This is a genomic window from Gracilibacillus saliphilus (assembly GCF_010994085.1).
GTDB lineage: Bacteria > Bacillota > Bacilli > Bacillales > Amphibacillaceae > Gracilibacillus > Gracilibacillus lacisalsi.
Window position 1 is genome coordinate 206583 of the sequence record NZ_WJEB01000001.1, and the last position, 22724, is coordinate 229306.

General features: G+C 34.7%; 24 protein-coding genes and 1 riboswitch. Of the genes, 22 read left to right on the top strand and 2 right to left on the bottom strand.

Annotated elements, in window-relative coordinates; genetic code table 11:
* Positions 1–194 precede the first annotated feature (194 nt).
* The 18 genes from GHT08_RS00795 to GHT08_RS00880 all read left to right on the top strand — a co-directional run bounded on the left by GHT08_RS00795 (position 195) and on the right by GHT08_RS00880 (position 16423).
* The gene (locus GHT08_RS00795) at positions 195–1037 is read left to right on the top strand and encodes a DegV family protein (RefSeq protein WP_163578988.1); all 843 of its coding nucleotides are present in this window, start codon (positions 195–197) and stop codon (positions 1035–1037) included.
* Positions 1038–1080: 43 nt separating this feature from the next.
* On the top strand, positions 1081–2418 hold the full coding sequence (locus GHT08_RS00800; RefSeq protein WP_238343480.1) for an ATP-dependent helicase ComFA: 1338 nt from the start codon (positions 1081–1083) through the stop codon (positions 2416–2418).
* A gap of 149 nt (positions 2419–2567) precedes the next feature.
* A complete protein-coding gene (locus tag GHT08_RS00805) occupies positions 2568–3113 on the top strand; it encodes a ComF family protein (protein ID WP_238343497.1) in 546 nt (181 codons plus the stop codon).
* Between the two features lie 25 nt (positions 3114–3138).
* Positions 3139–3561: a TIGR03826 family flagellar region protein gene (locus GHT08_RS00810; RefSeq protein WP_163578990.1), complete on the top strand. Its 423-nt coding sequence runs from the start codon at positions 3139–3141 to the stop codon at positions 3559–3561.
* Between the two features lie 200 nt (positions 3562–3761).
* Positions 3762–4016, top strand: coding sequence for a flagellar biosynthesis anti-sigma factor FlgM (gene flgM / locus GHT08_RS00815; protein WP_163578991.1), 255 nt, complete (start codon positions 3762–3764; stop codon positions 4014–4016).
* Positions 4017–4047: 31 nt separating this feature from the next.
* Positions 4048–4545, top strand: coding sequence for a flagellar protein FlgN (locus tag GHT08_RS00820; protein WP_163578992.1), 498 nt, complete (start codon positions 4048–4050; stop codon positions 4543–4545).
* 15 nt (positions 4546–4560) lie between these two features.
* On the top strand, positions 4561–6207 hold the full coding sequence (gene flgK, locus GHT08_RS00825) for a flagellar hook-associated protein FlgK (RefSeq protein WP_163578993.1): 1647 nt from the start codon (positions 4561–4563) through the stop codon (positions 6205–6207).
* Between the two features lie 9 nt (positions 6208–6216).
* A complete protein-coding gene (flgL, locus tag GHT08_RS00830; RefSeq protein WP_163578994.1) occupies positions 6217–7113 on the top strand; it encodes a flagellar hook-associated protein FlgL in 897 nt (298 codons plus the stop codon).
* Between the two features lie 59 nt (positions 7114–7172).
* Positions 7173–7763 (top strand): DUF6470 family protein, encoded by a 591-nt coding sequence (locus GHT08_RS00835; protein WP_163578995.1) that lies wholly within the window; start codon positions 7173–7175, stop codon positions 7761–7763.
* 12 nt (positions 7764–7775) lie between these two features.
* A complete protein-coding gene (gene fliW / locus GHT08_RS00840) occupies positions 7776–8222 on the top strand; it encodes a flagellar assembly protein FliW (protein ID WP_163578996.1) in 447 nt (148 codons plus the stop codon).
* Between the two features lies 1 nt (position 8223).
* Positions 8224–8454 (top strand): carbon storage regulator CsrA, encoded by a 231-nt coding sequence (gene csrA, locus GHT08_RS00845; protein WP_163578997.1) that lies wholly within the window; start codon positions 8224–8226, stop codon positions 8452–8454.
* 127 nt (positions 8455–8581) lie between these two features.
* A complete protein-coding gene (locus GHT08_RS00850) occupies positions 8582–9415 on the top strand; it encodes a flagellin N-terminal helical domain-containing protein (protein ID WP_163578998.1) in 834 nt (277 codons plus the stop codon).
* A gap of 124 nt (positions 9416–9539) precedes the next feature.
* The gene (locus tag GHT08_RS00855; protein WP_163578999.1) at positions 9540–10130 is read left to right on the top strand and encodes a hypothetical protein; all 591 of its coding nucleotides are present in this window, start codon (positions 9540–9542) and stop codon (positions 10128–10130) included.
* 2 nt (positions 10131–10132) lie between these two features.
* Positions 10133–11977: a motility associated factor glycosyltransferase family protein gene (locus GHT08_RS00860; protein WP_163579000.1), complete on the top strand. Its 1845-nt coding sequence runs from the start codon at positions 10133–10135 to the stop codon at positions 11975–11977.
* On the top strand, positions 11977–13596 hold the full coding sequence (locus GHT08_RS00865) for a beta/alpha barrel domain-containing protein (protein WP_163579001.1): 1620 nt from the start codon (positions 11977–11979) through the stop codon (positions 13594–13596). The genes GHT08_RS00860 and GHT08_RS00865 overlap by 1 nt, the downstream gene beginning before the upstream one ends.
* A gap of 1 nt (position 13597) precedes the next feature.
* Positions 13598–14296: an acylneuraminate cytidylyltransferase family protein gene (locus tag GHT08_RS00870; RefSeq protein ID WP_193568270.1), complete on the top strand. Its 699-nt coding sequence runs from the start codon at positions 13598–13600 to the stop codon at positions 14294–14296.
* 16 nt (positions 14297–14312) lie between these two features.
* Positions 14313–15140, top strand: coding sequence for a glycosyltransferase family 2 protein (locus GHT08_RS00875; RefSeq protein ID WP_163579002.1), 828 nt, complete (start codon positions 14313–14315; stop codon positions 15138–15140).
* Between the two features lie 272 nt (positions 15141–15412).
* Entirely contained in the window at positions 15413–16423 is a 1011-nt protein-coding gene (locus tag GHT08_RS00880; protein ID WP_202882517.1) for a sulfotransferase, read from the top strand.
* Positions 16424–16827: 404 nt separating this feature from the next.
* On the opposite strand, the gene GHT08_RS00885 is transcribed toward GHT08_RS00880, so the two are convergent.
* On the bottom strand, positions 16828–17913 hold the full coding sequence (locus tag GHT08_RS00885) for a hypothetical protein (protein WP_163579003.1): 1086 nt from the start codon (positions 17911–17913) through the stop codon (positions 16828–16830).
* Between the two features lie 14 nt (positions 17914–17927).
* On the bottom strand, positions 17928–18683 hold the full coding sequence (locus GHT08_RS00890) for a hypothetical protein (RefSeq protein ID WP_163579004.1): 756 nt from the start codon (positions 18681–18683) through the stop codon (positions 17928–17930).
* A gap of 166 nt (positions 18684–18849) precedes the next feature.
* Positions 18850–18924: riboswitch (cyclic di-GMP riboswitch) on the top strand.
* 28 nt (positions 18925–18952) lie between these two features.
* On the opposite strand from GHT08_RS00890, the gene GHT08_RS00895 reads away from it, so the two are divergent.
* The 4 genes from GHT08_RS00895 to GHT08_RS00910 all read left to right on the top strand — a co-directional run bounded on the left by GHT08_RS00895 (position 18953) and on the right by GHT08_RS00910 (position 22702).
* Positions 18953–19444 (top strand): hypothetical protein, encoded by a 492-nt coding sequence (locus tag GHT08_RS00895; protein WP_163579005.1) that lies wholly within the window; start codon positions 18953–18955, stop codon positions 19442–19444.
* A gap of 18 nt (positions 19445–19462) precedes the next feature.
* Entirely contained in the window at positions 19463–20557 is a 1095-nt protein-coding gene (locus tag GHT08_RS00900) for a DUF5667 domain-containing protein (protein WP_163579006.1), read from the top strand.
* A 184-nt stretch (positions 20558–20741) separates the two neighbouring features.
* The gene (gene sigI, locus GHT08_RS00905; protein ID WP_163579007.1) at positions 20742–21452 is read left to right on the top strand and encodes an RNA polymerase sigma-I factor; all 711 of its coding nucleotides are present in this window, start codon (positions 20742–20744) and stop codon (positions 21450–21452) included.
* Positions 21449–22702, top strand: a complete 1254-nt coding sequence (locus GHT08_RS00910; RefSeq protein ID WP_163579008.1) for an anti-sigma-I factor RsgI family protein — start codon at positions 21449–21451, stop codon at positions 22700–22702. The genes sigI and GHT08_RS00910 overlap by 4 nt, the downstream gene beginning before the upstream one ends.
* Positions 22703–22724 lie beyond the last annotated feature (22 nt).

Consider the following 22724-nt stretch of genomic DNA (forward strand, 5'->3'; position numbering starts at 1 on the left):
GAAAGTTACCATTCAATCGTTTTAGATGCAAATAATGGAATAAATGTCCGTTCGTTTGTTTGGATACGAGCATGATCAGGGACTTGTATTTCTTTCCAAAAACCTTTCTCAACTTAAGACTATGCAACGAACATAATATTAGGTAAAATAAAATATAGTAAACTAAAAAACTAGTAGAAAGGTTCGATATAAATATGAAAGTTGCTGTCATTACCGATAGTACGGCATATATTCCAGAATCATATAGAGAAGAAGAAAATATACATATGGTCCCCTTGAATGTGATAATTGGGAACGACTCCTATCAGGAAGAAATCGATATCTCCACAGAAGAATTTTATCAGAAAGTAAGGGAGGTAGAGGATTTCCCCAAAACTTCACAACCTTCAATCGGCCTCATAACGGAAAAATTAAACGAACTCGCCAAAGATTATGATCAAGCCATTTTTATTACATTATCCAGCGGTATTAGTGGTACCTTTCAATCCATCGTTACTGCACAATCAATGGTAGAAGGAATGGAAATTTTTCCATTTGATTCTGAAATCAGTTGTATGGCGCAAGGATTCTATGTGCTAGAAGCAGCAGAATTGGCTCAGAATGGCGAAGATGCCCAAACCATTATGTCACGCTTGCATGAGATAAAAGAATCACTTCGCGCTTATTTCATGGTAGACGATTTAAGTCATCTTCATCGCGGAGGCAGATTAAATGGTGCTCAAGCTCTGCTTGGCAGCATGCTTCAAGTTAAACCAATTCTACATTTTGAAGATACTAAGATCGTGCCATATGAAAAGATTCGTACCAAGAAAAAGGCATTAAAGCGAATCTTCGAATTATTCGAAGAAGATGCTTCAACAGGCGTACCGATTCGAGCAACTGTTATACATGCGAATCGTGAGACTGAGGCTGAAGAAATTAAACGGGAATTAGAAACACGTTTTGACAATGTAGAAATATCAGTAAGTTACTTCGGACCAGTTATCGGCACACATCTCGGTGAAGGATCACTAGGGATGGGATGGTATAAAATATAATATGGTGGGGGCTTGTCCCCACCAATCATACAGGAGGCTTGCCATGAATTTTTCCCAACTCCTCGCAGGAAAGCTTTTATTAACCTCGGAACTTCCACTTACTAAGCCATCAATTGATTATCTACTCCGCACTGATCAAGTAAAACAGCTCCCAACTATAACGACCAAATATGGACGTCACAAATGTAACCGCTGTGGCAATAAAAATCAACTGTTGTTTGCCGATATACCGTGTGCAAGGTGTAATCACACTCATCTCTACTGCCGTCATTGTGTCCAGACTGGTAGGGTGCTCCAATGTGATACCCTGATTGTATGGAATGGAACAGCTCCGTCTTGGCCACTTCAAACACAGCCATGTCATTGGACAGGCACATTAACTCCACCTCAACAAAGAGCAGCACAAGCAATTGCACAAGCGATCAGCACCCAACAGAAAGAACTACTGATTTGGGCTGTATGTGGTTCTGGTAAAACAGAAATGCTATTCCCAGCGATAACAAAAGCAATTAAAGAAAGAAAACGAATCTGCATTGCCACGCCAAGAGCAGATGTAGTAAGAGAACTGTTTCCCCGTCTTCAACAAGCTTTTCCCGATACCGAAATCGAAGCGTTGTATGCAGATTCTCCAGATCGAACCGATAAAGGACAGCTGATCATCAGTACTACCCATCAATTAATCCGTTACTACCAAGCTTTCGATGTCATGATTATCGATGAGATTGACGCGTTCCCTTTTCACCATGACAAAACATTACCCTATTTAACCGATCGAGCTTGCAAAAAGGATGCCACATCGATTTATTTAACTGCAACACCGAGATCAGAGCATAAACGAAAAATCCACCAAAGGAAATTACCTGTACAATTTGTACCGATTCGCTTTCATGGCCATCCACTGCCAATCCCCAAACTCAAAATCGAAATAAACCTACGAAAAAAACTCGAACAAGGAACAGAACCAAAAGCGCTACAGCAATTTCTCACTACAAGATCAACTTCCCGCCAATTATTAATTTTTGTCTCAACGATCGCTTTATTAAAGAAAGTAGCCGATCATTACCAGGCAGTTGCTGTACATGCCGAAGATCCAGACAGAAAAGAAAAAGTGGAACAATTCCGTCAAAAAAAGATCAACACCCTTGTTACCACAACCATTCTTGAACGAGGTGTAACCTTTCCTTCGGTAGATGTCGTGATTCTTGATGCCGGACACCATGTCTTTGATGAAGCAGCATTAGTCCAAATTGCAGGAAGAGCAGGAAGAAGTCCGGATGATCCCGATGGAAATGTCCTGTTTATCCACCAAGGCAAAACCAATGCGATGGAAGATGCCATAGCACAAATCAAAATGATGAATAAGAAAGGAAAGAAGCTATGACATATTGTTTGAAATGTCAGGATTGGATTAATCAGCCAGTTACTTGGAGCACGCTTTTTCTTCCAAGCAAACAGACGAGCTTATGTGATAACTGTACTTCACAGTTGGATAGAATTAATGGTATTATTTGTGAAAGGTGTGGAAGACAAATGACGAAGAAAACGATATGTGATGATTGCAAAAAGTGGCAATCTAGCACAAAATTTCGAGATGTATTACAGTATAATCGGTCGCTTTTTTCTTACACTCCGTTTATGCAAGAAGTCGTTACGCAGTGGAAATATCGTGGTGATTATCAACTAAAAGAAATATTCACACCGTACATCCAAAAAGAGCTGCGAAACTTTTATCCAATCGAATCGCTCACAATCGTACCAATTCCTCTAACGGATGAAAGACTTCAGGAACGAGCATTTAATCAAGCAACAGCCATAGCAGAAGTGATTGCCAAGCACAATAAAAATCCGGTCATAGCCGCACTTTCAAGAAAGGCAAGTCAATCCGAAAAACAATCAAAAAAATCAAGGCAACAGCGAATCACAACGAAAAATCCATTTTTCTTGACCAAATCACTTGAAACTGATGTCTTACTTGTCGATGATATATATACAACTGGTATGACGATTCATCATGCGGCAACATTACTTAAAGAAGAAGGATGTCCTAATATATACAGTTTTACACTAATTAGATAGAAATAAAGAGAAAGAGGTGCTCACAATGGGAGAATTAGCAAATTGCGCAAGGTGTGATAAAGTTTTTGTCAAAACGAACAAATCAATTTGTCCTGATTGTGTAAGAGAGGATGAAAAACAGTTTCAAACCGTCTATGATTTTCTTAAAAAACGTGAAAACAGACAAGCAACGATTCCGGAAATCGTCGAAGCTACAGGTGTGGAAGAAGATGTTATCCTGCAATTCGTAAAAGATAAGCGGATACGATCTACCCAATTTCCTAACTTAAGTTATCCATGTGAACGTTGCGGTGAGCCGATTGCCAGTGGTAAAGTTTGTGAGAATTGTCGAAATGAATTAACTTCGGACTTACGTTATCAAAATGAAATTGAACAGGTAGAACAAAAAAACGAGCAACAAGAAAAGCAAAGAGCTAAAACTTACTACACTAGAATCAATAATGATTAAAACCTCTAACTTACAGGAGGTTTTTTCTTTTTTCTTGAAAAAAAATCTCTTCAATGGAAAAACACTTCTGACCTTGAATATCCCCCTTCTCAAACCATTCTAATACCGATATACTAAAAGAATATTAAACATTTCAAAGAACCGTCCGATATAGATAATAAATACGTATGTACGAGAAAAAAAGAAAGAGGTGAAAGGTCTTGAAAATACATGGACCCAACCATTCAAATATGAATCCCTATCAAAAACAACAACATATCCAGCAGAAAACAGCATCCAAGTCCCGTTCACTGAAACCCGATCAATTGGAAATTTCAGATAAAGCATTAAAAATGCAACAAAAGGAATCTCGCCAGACTTATGTGAACGAAATTAAACAGCAAGTAGATAATGGCGAATATCAAGTCAACAACAAAGAAACAGCGAAGAAGCTGTTAAACTACTGGAAAGCCTAATACAATGTAAGAAAAAAGGAGTAAAGCTCTTATGTCCGTTCATCCTATTATACAACAACTAAATAAATTGATTGAGTTACATGACAGCCTACTGCAGGTTTCAAAACAAAAAACAGAAATTTTAAAGGAAAATAAAACAGATGCATTGCAAAAGTTACTGGTCAAAGAACAGAAACACGTGCAAGCAATCAACCAGATCGAGCAAAAGCGAATCGAAGCAGTAGCAAGCTGGGCAATCACACAGAATCTAGACCCAACAAATGTCACAGTTTCAACAATCATTGAAGAATATGCAACCGGAACGGAACAACAACAATTGAAAGAAGTAACCTTACAATTAGCGGAGCAATTAGTAGAATTACGCAGCCTAGAGAATTTAAATAAACAATTAACCCAACAGTCCTTACGATTTGTTCAGTTATCATTAGACATGATGCAGCCAACTATGAAAAATTTAAATTATGGAAATAACAAGCATCAATCAAAGCCGTCTGCACCAAGGCGTTCGGCATTTGATTCGAAAGCGTAAGTAGGAGGAACAAAGATGCCATCAACTTTTAACGGATTAGAAGTAGCAAAACGAGCACTTCATACGCAACAGTCAGCATTATATACAACTGGTCATAATATTGCTAACGCGAACACAGAAGGCTATACAAGACAACGAGTGAATATGACGCAAACAGGTGCCTATCCTGCACCGGGAAGAAATAGACCAGAAATACCCGGACAAATTGGAAGTGGTGTAGAAACAGGGTCTATTCAAAGAATAAGAGATAGTTTTGTAGACAAGCAGTTTAGACAAGAAAACAATAAAGTTGGTTACTATGAATCAAAAGCTGAAATGATGAGCCAAATGGAGGCAATCATGAATGAACCAACCGATGAAGGTTTAGCTAATACCATGGATAAATTTTGGGAATCTTTACAGGACTTATCAGTGAATCCAGATGATGCCGGTGCAAGATCTGTTGTGCGTCAACGGGGAATAGCAGTAACGGAAGCTTTTCAATATGCACATAATTCTTTACAAGATGTTCGAAATAATTTAAAAAAAGAAATCGACGTGGATAATACGGAAGTTAATTCGCTAATTGACCAAATTAATGGTGTCAATAGACAAATATCCGAGATTGAGCCACATGGTCATGTACCTAATGATCTATATGATGAACGTGACCGATTAATTGATGACTTATCAGAGTATGTTGACATAACAGTAGATTATAGAAAAAGTACTGGTCAACCAAGTTCGATTTCTGAAGGTATCGTAACAATTACGTTAAATGCAGATGAAGATGATGTGAATGGAGGCGAATCGATTACTTTAGTAGATGGTAGTGTAGATGTTGAACTTGGTAGTGATGAAGCAGTCAACCATATTTTTGTTGGTTTTGATGACAATAATAATGCTCAACAATTCTTTTTTACATCACCTGATCGCGATAGAAAACCAGAAGATGTAGTAAATGATTTAATGGATGGTACGATAACTGCTGATAGAGAAATTGCTGCACATTCTTATGATGTACAAGGAAAATTAAAGGCATTAATGGAAGGTGCAGGATATGTTACGGAGGAACTGGATGAAGACGGTAATCCGATTGTTGCGGGTGAATTTAACCAGATACTCGCAGACTTAGATGAAATGGTTGAAAACCTAGTCAACGAGTTTAACGCAGTTCATAAGCAAGGGTTCACTTTAAATGGTGAAAATGGTATTAATTTCTTTGATCCTAATGGTGTGTCAGCATCAACGATGGCAGTACACGATGATATCCTTGATGATAAGGATAATATAGCTGCAAGTAATTCAGCTGATGGAGTCGCTGGTAATGGTGAAAATGCGATTGATTTAGCTGACGTTTATACTAAACGTGCGGAAGAATATGAAACGACTGATTTTGAACCAACTTTAAGTGATAAAACTTCTTTGAAAAGCTTCTTTGAGTCAACTGTTGGTGAAATGGGCGTAATTGCTGAAGAATCAAATAGAATGAGTAGTAATTCAACAATTCTAAGAAATCAAGTAGAAGAAAACCGCCAATCCATTAGTTCTGTATCACTAGATGAAGAAATGTCGAATTTGATTCAATTCCAACATGCTTATAACGCTGCTGCCCGAAATATGACAGCAGTTGACGAAATGTTAGATCGAATTATTAACAATATGGGATTAGTAGGGAGGTAACTAGAATAAATGAGAGTAACTCAAGGAATGTTAAATGGGAATATGCTTCGTAACTTAAGTAATAGCTACAACAGTCTTGGAAAATATATGGATCAGTTATCAACAGGTAAGAAAATTAATCGTCCTTCAGATGACCCAGTTGTCGCAATGAAAGGTATGGACTACCGAACACAGGTGAAACAAGTAGAGCAATTTGAACGGAATATTGGGGAAGTCCATAACTGGATGGATAATACTGACTCTGCTTTAGATAAAAATCAAAAAGCTTTAGAGCGTTTACGTGAACTAGCAGTACAAGCAAGTAACGGAACTTATGAAGAAGGTCAACGTAGCAATATTGCTTCTGAAGTTGATGAATTAAAAGAACATATATTGGAAATAGCAAATACGAAAGTAAATAACAAATATATCTTTAGTGGGACTAAAACAGATGGTGACGGTGGAGATAAACCTTATACAGTAGACGAAAACGGTAATTTCAATTTTGAAGGAAACCAAGAAACAGTTAACATCGAAGTTTCTTCAGGTTCAAAAATAACAGTTAATATGCAGCCAGATGAGGTATTTACGGAAGAGTTATTTGATGACCTAACTGATTTTGCAAATGCACTTCGTCAAGGTGATAATGATGCAGCAATTGGAGAGTATATCGGCAAGTTAGATACACATATTAATAACAACGTAGATGCTAGAGCAGACTTGGGAGCGCGTCAAAATCGTATTGATTTAATTGAAAATCGTGTACAAGAACAAGCTGTAACAGCTAAAGATATGATGTCCAAAAACGAAGATGCTGATATGGAAAAGGTTATCATGAATTTAACTTCACAAGAAGCAATTCACCGAGCAGCATTAAGTGCTGGTTCCCGTGTTATTCAACCAACTTTATTAGATTTCCTACGTTAACTATAAAGCCTTGCCTTTGAGAAAAGGTGAGGCTTTTTATCAAAAGGAGGGAATAATATATGAAATTACCTCAAATACGAATACAATCACAGAACGCTTTATTGGGACTACAAACAAAGGACGCACAGTTAACGATAGAATCTGGACCAGCTAAACAAACGATACAGCAACCACAAGCTGATATACAAATTAAAACTACACCGGGAAAACTAACTATCGATCAATCAAAAGCACTTGCAGATGTAGGTATTATACCAACAGAACAATCAGTAAAACAACATGTTAATGAGGCAATGCAAACTGCAGTAGAAGGATCAAAGAAAAGGCGTAGACAAGGTGATATGTTAATGAAGATTGAAAATGGTGGAGAGCCTTTAGCAGAAATTGCAAAACAAAATGGTCATAAACCGATAAAGGACTTTAATATCGGCTGGATACCATCTGGTGATGGTGTGAAGATTGATTATGAACCAGCGAAAGTAGAAATAAATAATAAAGCGAATAGACCTATCATAAATGTAGAACCAACAGAAAATCAATTCTATTATCAACCAGGTGATGTCGAAACCTACCTAGAACAAAAAAATTGGATAGACATTGACTTTGTAAATGTAAAATATGTTGGTAACCATTTTGAAATGGAAGTATAGAAGGGTGAAAATATGCAAATAGAATCAAAATATTTTGGTGAGATAGATGTAAAAGAAGAAGCAATCATTCATTTTCCACAAGGTATACCAGGGTTTGTAAATGAAAAGGAATTTGTATTATTAAGCTTTGAAGAAAGTGGTTTGTTTCAAGTACTTCAATCAACGACTGGCATCGACCCAGCATTTGTCGTAGTGGATCCATTTCTTTTTGTGAAAAATTATCAGTTTGAATTAGATGATTCAACCATAGAACAATTAGAAATCAAAGAAGAAAAAGATGTCTTAGTTTTAGCAATTGTTACAGTAAAAGAACCTTTGATAACAAGTACTGCCAATTTACATGCTCCTGTTGTAATTAATCAAACAGCCAAATTAGCAAAGCAGTACATTACCAAAAATCAAAATTATACTACTAAAGAATTAATATTCAATACGACCTCGAAGGAAGAGGTGGAGTAATATGTTAGTGCTGACCCGAAAAATTAATGAAGGCATCCAAATTGGTGATGAGATTGAAGTGAAAGTAATAGCAGTAGATGGTGATCAAATCAAATTAGGGATCAATGCTCCCCAAAATGTCGAGGTTCATAGAAAGGAAATTTATCAAGCGATTCAAGATGAAAATAGCAAAGCTGCACAACTATCGGAAAAATTATTAGATTTAATTAAAAAAAATAATAAAAAGTATTAAACATCTAGTAAAATTGACCGATAGTATTAGTAGGAACTAATTAAGGTGATTGGCGGCCGCTCTCACCAATTAGTATACAACCACAAGGATGTGGAAATTTTACAATTCTCAAGGAGGAACTATACTTATGATTATCAACAATAATATTCCTGCGATGAATACTCATCGTCAACTAGGAATCAACCAAGGAAACATGCAATCTTCAATGGAGAAACTGTCTTCGGGTCTACGTATCAACCGTGCTGGAGATGACGCAGCAGGTCTTTCTATTTCAGAAAAAATGCGTTCTCAAATCCGTGGTTTAGACCAAGCAAGCCGTAACTCTCAAGACGGTATTTCAATGATTCAAACTGCAGAAGGCGCACTTGATGAAACACACTCAATCCTTCAACGTATGCGTGAATTAGCTGTACAATCTTCTAATGATACTAACGTAGAAGAAGATCGTGCTGCGTTACAGAATGAATTCGATGAGCTTGGTAAAGAATTAGAAAGAATCAAAGATAATACACAATTTAACAAACAAACTCTATTAGATGGTACGACTGGGGATGCTGGTACTGTAACCATTCAAGTAGGTGCTAATGAAAGTGAAACTACTGAGATAGACTTCACTACATCAGGAGTTAATTTATCAAATGTTGTTACAGCAGCACAAGGAGAAGATATCTCAGATCTATCAGGAGCGCAATCAGCTATTACTGAGATTGAAAGTCAAATCGCAACTGTTTCAGAAGGTCGTTCTTATTTAGGTGCTATGCAAAACCGTCTTGAGCACACTATTGCTAACTTAGATAACGCTTCTGAGAACTTATCAGCTGCTGAATCTCGTGTTCGTGACGTAGATATGGCTAAAGAAATGATGGAGATGACTAAATCTAACATTCTTTCACAAGCATCTCAATCTATGCTTGCACAAGCAAACCAACAGCCACAATCTGTTTTACAATTATTAGGTTAATTAACCAATATTTAATCAGAGATCTCGACAAAAGTCGAGATCTTTTTTATTTGTAGTCTTTATTTCGCAGATATTATGACGATATAATATAGTAAGATATTTAATTTGAGAGGTAGATTATCCTATGAAATTTATAATTGATAATGATGCTTATTTTTTCGAGAATACAGTAGATAAAGTGGAGGAAATTTATAAAATTACGAATGACAAATTAAAGGATGAGACTGTTTTTTTTAGTCATTTTATTATAGACGGTAAAGAAATATATAATGAACATGATCAATACTTGTTGAATGTTCTGGATTCCATTGAGGAAGTTCACGCAATCTTACATACTGCTACCCAATTAATTGAGAGTGCCATCACATCTTTAACTGGCTACTTAGAGAGAAGCCAACCAGAGCTCGAACTGTTTATTAATGATCTTTATAATGGTGTTAAACAAATTGGGGCACCTAACACATTTCTTTTGTTAGAAGGGCTTGAATGGGTAAAAGATATGATTGAGAAAATAGATGCATTAGAACAAAGACCTGCAGAGTGGCATTTACTTGTAAATCAAGCCACAGGATTAACAGAAATCTTGTCTGAAATGGAGGAAGTATTCCAAAATAATGACCCTATAGTATATGCGGATATGCTTCAATATGACATCATTCCTTTGTTCCAAAACCTAAAAAATTCTTGTGAACAAATTAAAAAGAAAGGATTGTAGATATGATTTTAGTGGATAACATAAATTTGTTAAGGAAGAAATTCCCTTATGTTCGTAATAGTACCAAAGATGTTTCATACCATCACAATATATCATTACAAAAATCTAAAACTAACTTACCCACTATTACTATCGAAGTCAATGATCATCAAGCTTTTTTGCACAGTAAGTACGATCCAGAGAAGGAAGCACAACGTTTGATTGAAGCGAATATGGAAAAGATTAAGGGAAAAGAACACGTATTTATTTATGGTATGGGACTTGGTTATCATGTTGAAGAGATTATTAGACGTTTTCCGGATATTTCAATAACAGTGTATGAGCCGAATATTGAAGTCTTTCACACATTAATGGAATCACGTAAATTAACTAGTATACTGAAAAGCAATGTAAAAAGACTGTATGTGGAAACTACTTTAGAAAGCAGAAGGCAGGGGCTAATTGATTTTGCAAATATGGTGCTAGATGATGTGTTTATCTTAATATTACCTAGTTATGAGCGAGCTTTTTCACAAGAAACACAAGCGTTTATGTCTATGTTTACTGAAATAATTAAACAAAAAAAACAGAATTATTTAGCCAATTACACATTTGAAAAGAGATGGGTATATAACAGTATTTATAATTTATATGAAACATTGTCGTCGCCTACATTTTTTAATATAGATAAACGTATTTTAACCGATAAAACAGTAATTCTAATTGCGGCAGGGGCCTCTTTAGATGATGAAATTGAGAACTTAAAGTATATAAAAAGTAATAAATTAGCTTATTTATTTTCTGTTGGTTCAGCGGTGAATACACTCCTTGCAAATGATATCTATCCTGATGGACATTTTAGTTATGACCCGAAATTTGACAATCAAGAAAAAGTTTTCAAAGAAATTTTTGAAAGAAATATAGATTCGATTCCATTAATATTTGGTACAAGTATTGGGTTTGAGAAGTTATCGGAATACCCTGGAAAAAAATACCATGTGGTAACTAGTCAGGATACGGTATCTTCTTTTTACGTGAATAGTGAGAGTGAGATTTTAAAGGTGAGTGATGCACCAACAATTTCTGTTATCGCATTACAAACATTATTTCATATGGGAGTAAGTAAAATTATTTTAGTTGGACAAAACTTAGCATTTAGGGGAGAGCAAAGTTACTCCAAAGCTATCTATTATCGTAATACAAAAGAAAAACGAGAGCAAAGAAAGAAAATTCAAATAGAAACAACCGACGTATTTGGTAACAAAATATATACTTCTCCAGCCCTTGAACGAATGAAAAAGGCAATAGAATATTTAATTAGCCGGTTATCGAGTACAAATGTAGAAATTATTAATGCGACTAGTGGCGGAGCGCATATAGAAGGAACGAAATACAGACCTCTTAAAGAGGTAATGAAAAACTTAATAACACAGGTAGTAGAGAACGATTGGAAAGCGCATGATAAATATTTGTTAGATTTAAAATATATAAAAGAAAAGCATCACGAATTAATGAAGGAACGATCTTTGTTTATTTCTAATATAGAAAAAATATCAAGATTAAATAGCGAATTTATTGAAATGAAAGCTCAAAGACCAGAAGTATTAGATGAAATTTTAAAAGAACTTGAAGTAGTAATGAAAAATAAATACTTTCTTCATGTAGTGCAGCCTATGACCAGAGTAGAATTTGATTTGTTTATTAGGAATATAAAAAAGATAAATGCAGTTCTACAATTAGATTATCAAAATTTCCAACGACAAGTAGAAAGAATCGTGAGTATTTTCAATGAAAATGACAACATGGTTAGTTCTCTATTTGCAGACTTTGGTGAAAAAATTCAAGCTTTACAAAGAGGTAATAAGTAATGAAAAATATAAAAGTGTTAGACTGTACGTTTCGTGATGGTGGCTATTATAATGCTTGGGATTTTGATCAGCAAACAGCACAAAGATATTTAAATTGTATGCGTGATTTGCCAATTGAGTATGTGGAAATAGGATTTCGTTCTTTATCGTTTAACAATTACTATGGTCCATTTGCTTATTCAAAAGATAGTTTTTTTAAACAATTAGATATACCCGATAATCTGAAAATTGGTGTGATGATTAATGCTAAGGAATATATACAAGCGGGTAATGGCATTTATGATGCATTAGAGAGAACGTTCAATGCTGCTTCAATGTCACCTATTCACTTTGTAAGGATAGCAGTCAATATAGAGGAAATTCATGATGCAATGCTTATTGTCAAATGGTTAAAAAACAAAGGGTATATGGTCGGCTTGAATGTAATGAAAATAACTGACATCCGATTAGACGAGTTAGACACAACACTAGAACAGTTGTCATTAAAACATGTTGATGTATTATATTTTGGTGACAGTTTTGGCGCATTACTTCCTGGTAAAATTGCAGGAATAGTTAACATCTTTAGAAAACACAGTAGAAACCATATCGGCATACATGCCCATGATAATATGGGAAATGCATTATTAAACTCAAAGCAAGCTATTGAAGAGGGAATTGATTTCGTCGATGCTACTATTAGCGGGATTGGCAGAGGTGCTGGAAATGTAGCACTTGAAAATTTATTAGCAGATATCGAATTATTACCTACTAATTCTAAAGCCTTTCTCTTGTTACTAGATCTTATTAATGAATATTTTGAGCCTTTAAAAGCTCAACACAAATGGGGAACAAACATCTTTTATTACTTAGGAGCAAAGAATAATATTCACCCTACATATATTCAAACGCTTTTGAATGATGAAAGATACAATCATGTAGAAATTTTAAACATTATCGAATTCTTGAAGCAAACTGACAGTAGGAAATTCGATTCTCAAAAGCTTGATATAAAGAAAATGTTTTTTAAGAATGAGATTAAAAATACTTGGAAGCCAAGTGACATTCTAAAAGGACAAGAAGTGTTAATTTTAGGAACAGGTCCAAGTATTAACGAACATAAAGATGCTATTGAATTGTATATAAAAGAAAATGAACCGATCGTTTTTGTTCTTAATACGCAAAATGCTATTGATAATAAGTTAATTAATTTTCGGATTGTATCCCATCCGCTTCGGGTGATGGCGGATATAAAGTTATATCAGCATTTTTCCCAACCCCTCATCACACCTTTAGCAATGTATACAGATGAAATGATTGAAGAACTTAGAAAAACAAGCGTTTATAATTTTGGTGTGGAATTTAGTGACAGTTCATTTGCTTTTTATGATACATATGCAGTGCTACCAACACACTTAGTTATTGCGTATGCTCTAGGTGTAGCTTCCAGTGGAAAAGCTAAAGAAATTACGTTAGCGGGCTTTGATGGTTATGAGGATAATCCCTCAGCTAACGTATCAATGACTAAATTATTCGATACTTATTTGAAAAGTGCAGGTTCATTGCCATTCTTATCGATAACACCCACTAAGTATGCTATTCCTAAAACAACAGTCTATGGATTATTAGGAGGATATTAACGTGAAAATAACATGTTTCTTACCTTGTAGAAAAGGAAGTCAGCGAATTGCTAATAAAAATATTCGCCCCTTTAGTAGCTATCAATATGGACTTTTAGAAATAAAATTAAAACAATTGGCAAAAATTCAAGAAATAGATGAGATTATTTTATCTACAAATGATGAGGAAATTATCAATTATGCTACGAACCTTGATATATCAAATTTAATAGTTGATTTACGAGATGATAGATTATGCTCTAGTAAAACAAGCACGGATGAGTTAATAGAATATGCTGGAAAGATTGTACAGGAAGGACACATTTTGTGGACACATGTAACATCTCCATTTATTACAGAAGAAGTATATAAAAAGGCGATAGCTGAATATGCTGCTGGTTTAAAGACTCATTACGATTCTTTGATGACAGTATCTGCAATTAATGGTTTTATATGGAATGAAGGTGGGCCGATAAACTATGATTATACAAATGAGAAATGGCCGAGAACCCAAACTATTTCGCCATTATATGAAATTAACAGCGGAATATTTCTCGCAAGTACTAATGTATATCATGAAAGAAAAGATAGAATAGGTGATCGCCCACTTTTTTATGAAACATCCACGATAGAGAGCCTGGATATTGATTGGGAAGAAGATTGGAAAATAGCGGAAGCAATTATGAATCAAGTGGATAATGAAGAATTGAAGACAAGATAATAAAGGATGTTAAGGAATGAAACCACTAGTAAGTATATGTTGTTTAGCCTATAATCATGGGAAATTTATTGAGGATGCGATCAAAGGCTTTTTAATGCAAGATGTTGACTTTGATATGGAAATTATTATACTTGACGATGCATCGACAGATAATACTCCAAACATAGTGAAGAAATACGAACAGAAATATCCGAAACTTATAAGAGGAATCTATCATTCTACAAATCAAAAACCAATAACAAATATACCAATGTTCGGGGCATATCTATTACCAGAAGCACAGGGGAAATACATTGCATTATGTGAAGGGGATGACTTTTGGATAGATATTGTAAAGTTAAAAAAACAGGTAGAAATACTAGAAAATAATGAAAGATATACACTATGTTCGCATGCTACACAGGTAAAAAATTATATAGATGGTGAACAAGATTATACGATTCAACTAATGTCTAACAGTTCGACTATACCAGTAGAGAAAATTATTCAAGGGGAAGGAATGCCACACACGTCATCCTTGCTTTTTAGGAGAGAATTAGTAGAACAATTACCTGAATTTTATAAAGAAAATAATAATGGAGACATTCCATTAGTATTGTTATGTGCTTCGAAGGGTGAAGTATACTATATCGATAAAACAATGTCCGTTTATAGAAAAGGTATAAATGGATCTTGGACTAGAAATGTGAAATTAAATCCATTCAAATATATAGATCATACATTGACATATATTAAGATGCTTTATAATTTTAACGAGTTTACAGATTATAAATATAATAAAATGTTATTAAAAAGAATTGAATTTTTAAAACAAAGAATTGTAGATAATGCAAAATTACTATAAGAATAAAAAATAGGATGTGTAGTACAAGTTATGGGAAAAGGTTGTAAAATATTTTGTATTGGACAAAATAAAACTGGAACAACGTCAATAAGAAAAGCCTGTGAGGATTTAGGGTTTGATGTAGGAAATCAACGAGTTGCTGAGAACTTATTAATAAACTATTTGGAGAATGATTTTAAAAGTATAATAGATTATTGTAAAACAGCTAACGTTTTCCAAGATTTCCCTTTTAGTTGGCCAGAAACTTATAAACATTTGGATAAAGCATTTCCATGTCAACTTCTGATGAAATCAGAGAAATACAATTTGAGAAAAATATGGATTTAGAAGATTTACTGAATGAAGTTAACTCTGATTTAAGAAGTTCTGAAGAAAGATTGCTATCCGATGTGGCTACGAAGTATCCTATCATATTTGTAGTTGGGCCATTGCGATCAGGTAGTACATTAATGTTACAGTGGCTAGCTAGCACTAAACAGTTTTCTTATCCATCTAATCTCCTTTCAAGATTTTATGGTGCCCCAATAATTGGAGCAAAGATTCAAAGATTGCTTACGGATCCAAAGTTTAATTTCAGAAATGAAATTTTAGATTTTCAGTCTAGTATTGATTTTGTATCTGAAAATGGGAAAACAAAAGGAGCAATATCTCCAAATGAATTCTGGTATTTTTGGAGAAGATTTTTACCTTTCAAAGATATCGATTATTTACCTGATGATATCCTATTCGATCAGGTAGATATAGATGCTTTTAACAATGAATTATATGGCATTTCCAATGTATTTGAAAAGCCTTTTGCATTAAAAGCAATGATTTGTAATTATAATATTGAATTCCTTAATGAATTATTTGAAAAAGCAATTTTTATTTATATTAAAAGAGATCCATATACAAATATTGAATCAGCACTTAAAGCTAGAGAACGTCAACTAGGTTCAAGAGAATTGTGGTACTCATTTAAAATTCCTGAATATTATGAATTGAAAAAAATTAACGATCCAGTTAAGCAAACAGCCGGTCAAATTTATTGTATAAATAGCGCTGTAGAAAAGGGACTAGCAAAAGTGCCAAAAAATAAAAAATTAGTTGTAAAATATGAAGAATTTTGTGAAGATCCTGAAAAAATTTATGAATCTTTAGCTTATAAAATGAAAGTGCAAGGATACGAAGTAAATGAAAAATATCAAGGTCCAAAGCATTTTAATGTTACAAGAAAAGAAGTTGGAAATACAGAAATTCCTAAAGCATATAGTGAAATAGTCGAATTATTTCAAAATAAATAATCTAGCCACTATTATTATGTTTACAAGGAAAGTAATAAAAACTATCAGGAAACTTTTAGATGAAATAAACAAATATTAAATAGATAACAGGGTTTTTATTGAACCAATTGGAAATAATGACAACAACAAGTGCGCACTAGAAAGTGCACACTTGTTGTAAAAGATTATTTTTTTACCATACTATTCAATATCCTCTTACCCTCAGGCGTTAAATAAACTTTACTATCGGAAAGTAATTGCTTTGCTAAATTCGCTGTCATCGGTTTTGATTGCTTTGCCAATTGTTTTCCTCCTTTCCGTTACATATCCATATAATATGTACAAGTTAAAATGCTTGTAAGAGGAATATATACTAATATAAATGCGGATTTTCATATAAAAAAGCAAGAGGCCTCACCCCTTGCTTAAAACCCATTGATCACTTCAAAATCATACAAAAACTGTTCACTAATCTCAGAAAATGAACCTTCCTTTAATTCTAGTTCATCCTCCAGATCCATTTCCCTCAAGTTTATCTTTTTTACCGAAGAAGTCTCAGTCATTTCAAAGACATACAAATCATTTTCCGACCAAGATGGAAAAATATATAGGCTCTCATCACTTGTGTCCGGTACCTCATACGTAGTTTCTAGTACTCCATCTTTGTTAAATTGATACAAGCTACCTTGTCCATCTAAGAAAAATAATTGGTTATCTGACCAGTGAATACTATTGTAGACGGAATAAGGTAAATAGGTAGACATGTTCTCATTGGAATCGAATGACAAAAAGTTATTTTCATTGACTTTTCCAGTATCTTTATTGATCACCAAGACCGAATATTCCTGTTGGATATCAACAATACAATAAATTAGTTCTTCCGTAACGATCATATCAGTTAATGGGACAAGCTCGTCGGTTTGATAATCTAATGATAGTAATGGATTGTCTACTGCAGTCTCATCCAACACAATTTCTTGTAGTACCATGTGTTCATCCGTTTCTTTTTCTTCTAAAACATAGAGCGAATCGTCATAAATGCCTGCTGTCGTTATAAAATAGCGTAGATCCTGAAATTGCATCTTGCCTTCGTGCTCCCAATATAGATGAGAATGATAAGTTCCATTTTCATCATATCCACTGTTGTATAATTCGACCCGTTCTCCATCATCCATATAATCTGCGAAAATCGCGGTATATTCTTTTTGTTCTCGCGTTTCTTCACTGATATCTTCATCGATTAGATAACTGTGTGATACATCATTGACGATCACTGTATCGTTTTGATGATATATTTCTCCTAACTCCAAGCCTTCTGTTTCTAATACATTGGCAACCTTACCGGATGAATCGATGGTATAGAGACTACCTTTGCCATTACTTTTATCTATAGAGGTAGAAAAATATAATAGACCGATTGATTCATGAATACTTTCATATTGTGTATTTCCACATCCGCCTATCAAAACGAGCAATACTAGTAAAACGATATAGTGTAGAAAATTTTTCATAGACTCTCCTAAGCTTATTGAATGGTGTTATACGTAACAGTATAGGAGCTATCACGTATATCTGTTGGATAGACGCCGAAGCCTTGATTTTTGTCTAAGTCAATATTTGCCTCTAACATATAAGCACTCCATATTAATTTTGAGCAATTTTTATCACCATATTTACTTGTATGGCGGTTTGTCGCAAAGTTATAGGAATATGCATCTACTCCTACTCTGGAATTAGCCCAGTCAGCAGCTTTATCCCGATTTGTTTGCGAGGATTGGACAGATTGCATAACAGCATCTTTTTCAACATTTCGTGCATTGTATTTTATTTTTCTAACACCTGTGTCAGGGATTGATTCTACGATATTTGTAGTAGTGTGATAGATTCCATTATGACCGTGCTGGATACCTAATGTTGAGGAAGGAGTATAGAATAAGTCCCCTTTATTTCTGGCAGGTTCTAATTTATAGGCACCGGAACTTCCGCCCATAACGGAAATGGAGGTATCCTTTTCAGCATTTTCCTGTTTGATCGCTTGGTTTAGTTCATTTAAAGCTTGTTTGGCAATAACCATTTCTGGCTTTCGGGTTTCTTCTGCAGCTAAAGCAATAGCTTCTTTCACTTCTTCAGTAGTTATGCCTGGTTGCTTTTGGACAAGTTCTGCAACATAGTCATCATACTTTTCTTCTTTCGGATCAAGATGAACACTAGCGACAAGGGAAGGGGAGGCAACTAACATAACAACCACCAACAACGTAACAACAGAAACAAACTTCTTCATTTCATCCATTCCTCCAATCTATTATTTTACAAGTCTAGTGTAGCATCATACATTGTAAAAAGTGTTAATGTTCTATTAAAAATAATAGACATAATGTTAATTACGTTTAAAACAATTTTCAGTTTCCCCCCTGTTTTGATTAGATTCTTTCGTATAGGTAGTAGAAAAGGGAGAAAGGCAAAACTGTTGAAAAACAGTGACGCAAAGCTATAGGGGCTAATCATGTCAGCCAGCTGCCAAGAGTGGGAAAAAAAGATGGAGGTGAGACGTTGAAACGAGCAATGATGATCACCTGTTTGTTCATGTTATGTGCTTGTGGTCAAGGTGAAGATGCTACAAATGATGATAACAATGCTGGACAAGCAGAAACAGAAGCAGTGTTGTATGAAAATGACGTTTTCCAAATAGAAGAAATTGATGGTTGGTCGGTTGATGAAGAAGCAACTGCTGAACAAGAGCAAAACGTGATTTTTTCTAATGGGACAACCAGATTAATAGTCTCGATCGTAAGCAAAGAACAAACGATTGATATCTTGAAAAAGGATGTACTAGCATCATTTTCTAAAAAAGTAGAATTAATAGAAGACGATGAGAATTACATAGCACTGATTACGAACCGAAAAGAAAATATTCGTGGGGATGTTTACTTTCACCAAGGTTCGGAACACCAATTAATTTTTACTTATATGACACCTGAACAACATTATCAGGAAAGCAAGAATCAAATTAATGCATTCAATGAAGGCATTACTATATTTTAAATGGAGGGAATAGCAGATATGAAATTAAAAACATGGTTATCACTAGCAACTATTAGTGTATTTTTTGTAGGGAATACGGCGTTTGCAAATGAAGCAGAGGAAACGGTAACTCCTGATGAGGAATTATATGATACATCGATTTTAATTGAGGAAACAGAGCTTGCACTAACAGAGGATCAAATGGAAAGAGCGTTATTATTAGATGAGTTCGCTAATGATCGTTTAAGTGAAATAGAAGCAACTATTGAAGAAGGTAATCTCGAGGAAGCAGAACAGTTAATTGAACAATATGAGGAATATTTGGAGCGTTTAGAAAGTGAATTAGAAGAATCAGAGGAAGAGCGAGAAGCATCAGAAGAGGAAGCAAATGAAGAGGTTGACGAAGTAGAAAGAGTAGAATTACCTGATAGTGACGATAATGATGAAAATGAGCAAGGAGAAGACTCCGATGAAGAAAATCAAGAAGAAAGTGCGGAGGATCAAGATAAATCAGAAGAAGAATTAAGAGAAAGCGCCAAACAACGTACAATCAAACTGCAAGCTTTATTAGAGCGTGAAGATTTACCAGAAGAAGCAAAAGCAGGTATCGCAAAAGCGCTTGAAAATCAAAAGCGTGCAGAAGAAAACTATCTAAGAGCGAAAGCGGAAAAAGCTGTATCAGACGAAGACGAAGATGAACAAGAGCAAGAAAAAGAAGAAGAAGAAGAAAGAGAATTACAAGAGGAACGTGAAGAAGCGGCTGCAGAACAAGTTGAGGAAGAAAATGATAAAGAAGCGGAAGCTGTTGTGAAAGCAGAACAAAAACAGAACAAAGCTGAAAAGAAACAACAAAAGGCAGAAGAAAAGGCTGAAAAGAAACAACAAAAGGCTGCTGAAAAAGCTGAGAAAGCTGAGCGAAAGGCGCAAGAAAAAATAGAAGATGCAGAAGAGAAAGCTAATAAAGCAAAAGAAAAAGCAAAAGAAAAAGCTCAAGAAAAGCGGAAAAAAGCAGAAGAAAAGGCCCTAGAAAAGCAAGAGAAAGCTGAAGAAGAAGCCGAAAAAAAGCAAGCTAAAAAAGCCAAAGAAAATCGTCAAAAGCAAGAAAAGGAAAATGGTAAACCGAATCATCAATAAATGGGCGAGGAATTCAATAGTTGTTGCAAAATAAAACAAATTCCGACAAAATTCTCGAAAATATCTTTACCCGTCGCTATTTATAGCTTACATTAAATATAGAAATGCTTTATCTTTCTACATATTTTAAGACTGTTGAAGGGTAAAGCTTTCTTTTTTTAGTAGTGATAAGGGAGAGGAGCAGATGAAGCAAGAAGACATCGAGCATATCATCAATGAGATACAGAAAGGCAATGAGTTACGTCGAGAACAGTTGATTCAATATTACCAACCATATATATTGAGTGTGGTTGGAAAAGTATGTAACAAATTTAAAACATGGAATGATGACGAGGCGAGTATTGCCTTAATTGCCTTTAATCGTGCCATTGACACCTATGATCCTCAAAAAGGTAGAACCTTTTTAAACTATGTCTATTTAATCATTCATCGCGAATTGATTGATTTTTTCAGAAAAGAAAATCATTATCAAAACTTGATGAAAAAAGGGGATAAGCTTTTAGAAGCAAACCGTGTAAAAGAGTCGGTAAAACAGTATCATCAAGATCAACGAATTAGCAATATAGCTTCTGAAATTATTGATTTAGATGATCAATTGTCACAATTTTACATACGATTTGAAGAATTAGAAGCACATAGTCCAAAACAAAAGCGAACAAGAAAGAAAGTACTGAATATTGCAGAAGAATTTATTCAGAGAGATAAACTTGTCGAACAATTATTTAACCGAAAACAATTTCCGATGAAGGAATTTTTAAAGGTAGCCAATTACCGTGTCAAAACAATCGAAAAATACCGAAAGTATATTATCGCTATTATTATTATTTTATTACATCCTGAATGGAAAAATTTACAGACATTTTTACGTAATAAGGTAAGGGGGGAGAAAAAGTGAAGCAAAAAATCAAAGGTGTTGTCATGGAGGTTCAAGAACACCAGGTTGTTCTAATGTGTGATGATGGTACATTTTGTAATGTTCCTCATGATCAACATGACATTCCAGCTGTTGGTGAGTATGTGACATATCGAGTAAAAAAATCCCCTTTACTGTTAGGAAATAGAAAGCAAGTATTACCATTAATAGCACTAGCTGCAATCTTACTATTTGCGATTATGAATGTTTCTCTTTTTCAACCGCAACAATCCGCTTATCTACTTGCGGTGGATATTAATCCAAGTATGGAATTATCTCTGGACGAAGATTTACATGTGATAGAGATAACGGGATTAAATGAAGACGCAAACCGTGTCATTAAAGACTTGGACGTGAAAGGTCAAGGTATCGATAAGGTGATTAATGAGATCGTTGTTCGACTAAAAAATGATAACTATTTATCCGCTGATACGCCTGTCATCATTACAGCGACCTGGATTGAGTTGCAGGACCATTCCATATCAAATAATTCACGTTCAGTGGAAGAAATATTTAATCATTCTCTTGGGGAGAATTATGTAGAAGCGGAAATGGAAGTTTATGTTGAAAATGAAGATTATTATAAGAAGGCAAAAGAGGTGGACCTTTCCGTCAATTCTTATCGAATGTACCAAGAAATGAGTAACGACGAAGTTGAAGTTGATATTAAAGATGTGCAAAATAAGTCGGTAAAAGAACTTCGTCAAATCGCTGAAAAAGAAGCTGAAAAGGCAAGCGAAAGAAAAAAATCAGAACGTGCTAAGTCATCATCTTCTCCAAATAAAGAGGAAGCAGCCAAAAATACAAAAGAGGAAACGGAAAACTCATCGTCAAAGCACAATTCTAGTACTAGTGTTCCAAAAAAAGAAGGTGAAAAGCAGTCTAAAAATGAGAAGAACGGCGAAGAAAACAAACAAAATGCTGAACAAGCTCCATCTAAGGAAGAAAAACATAAAAGGGATAAAGAACGTAATAATGAAAAATCTCCATCTGAAAAATCGAATTCGCCCTCAAATGATCAAAATAAGCAAAAGAAAATGGAGAAGCCTCCATCAAATGAAAAGCCTGAAAAGCCAAATCAAAAGCCCGAAAAGGAAGAGCTAAGAGATCCTGAAACACCAAAAAAGGCTGAGGAAAAAGCAGCAGATAAAGGCAAATCAGAAGAAAAACCGACTAAGGAAATCCCTAAAGATCAAGATAAAGGGAATGATAGTAACAAGAGGGAAGAGTAATGATATCGGAATAGATTAATAA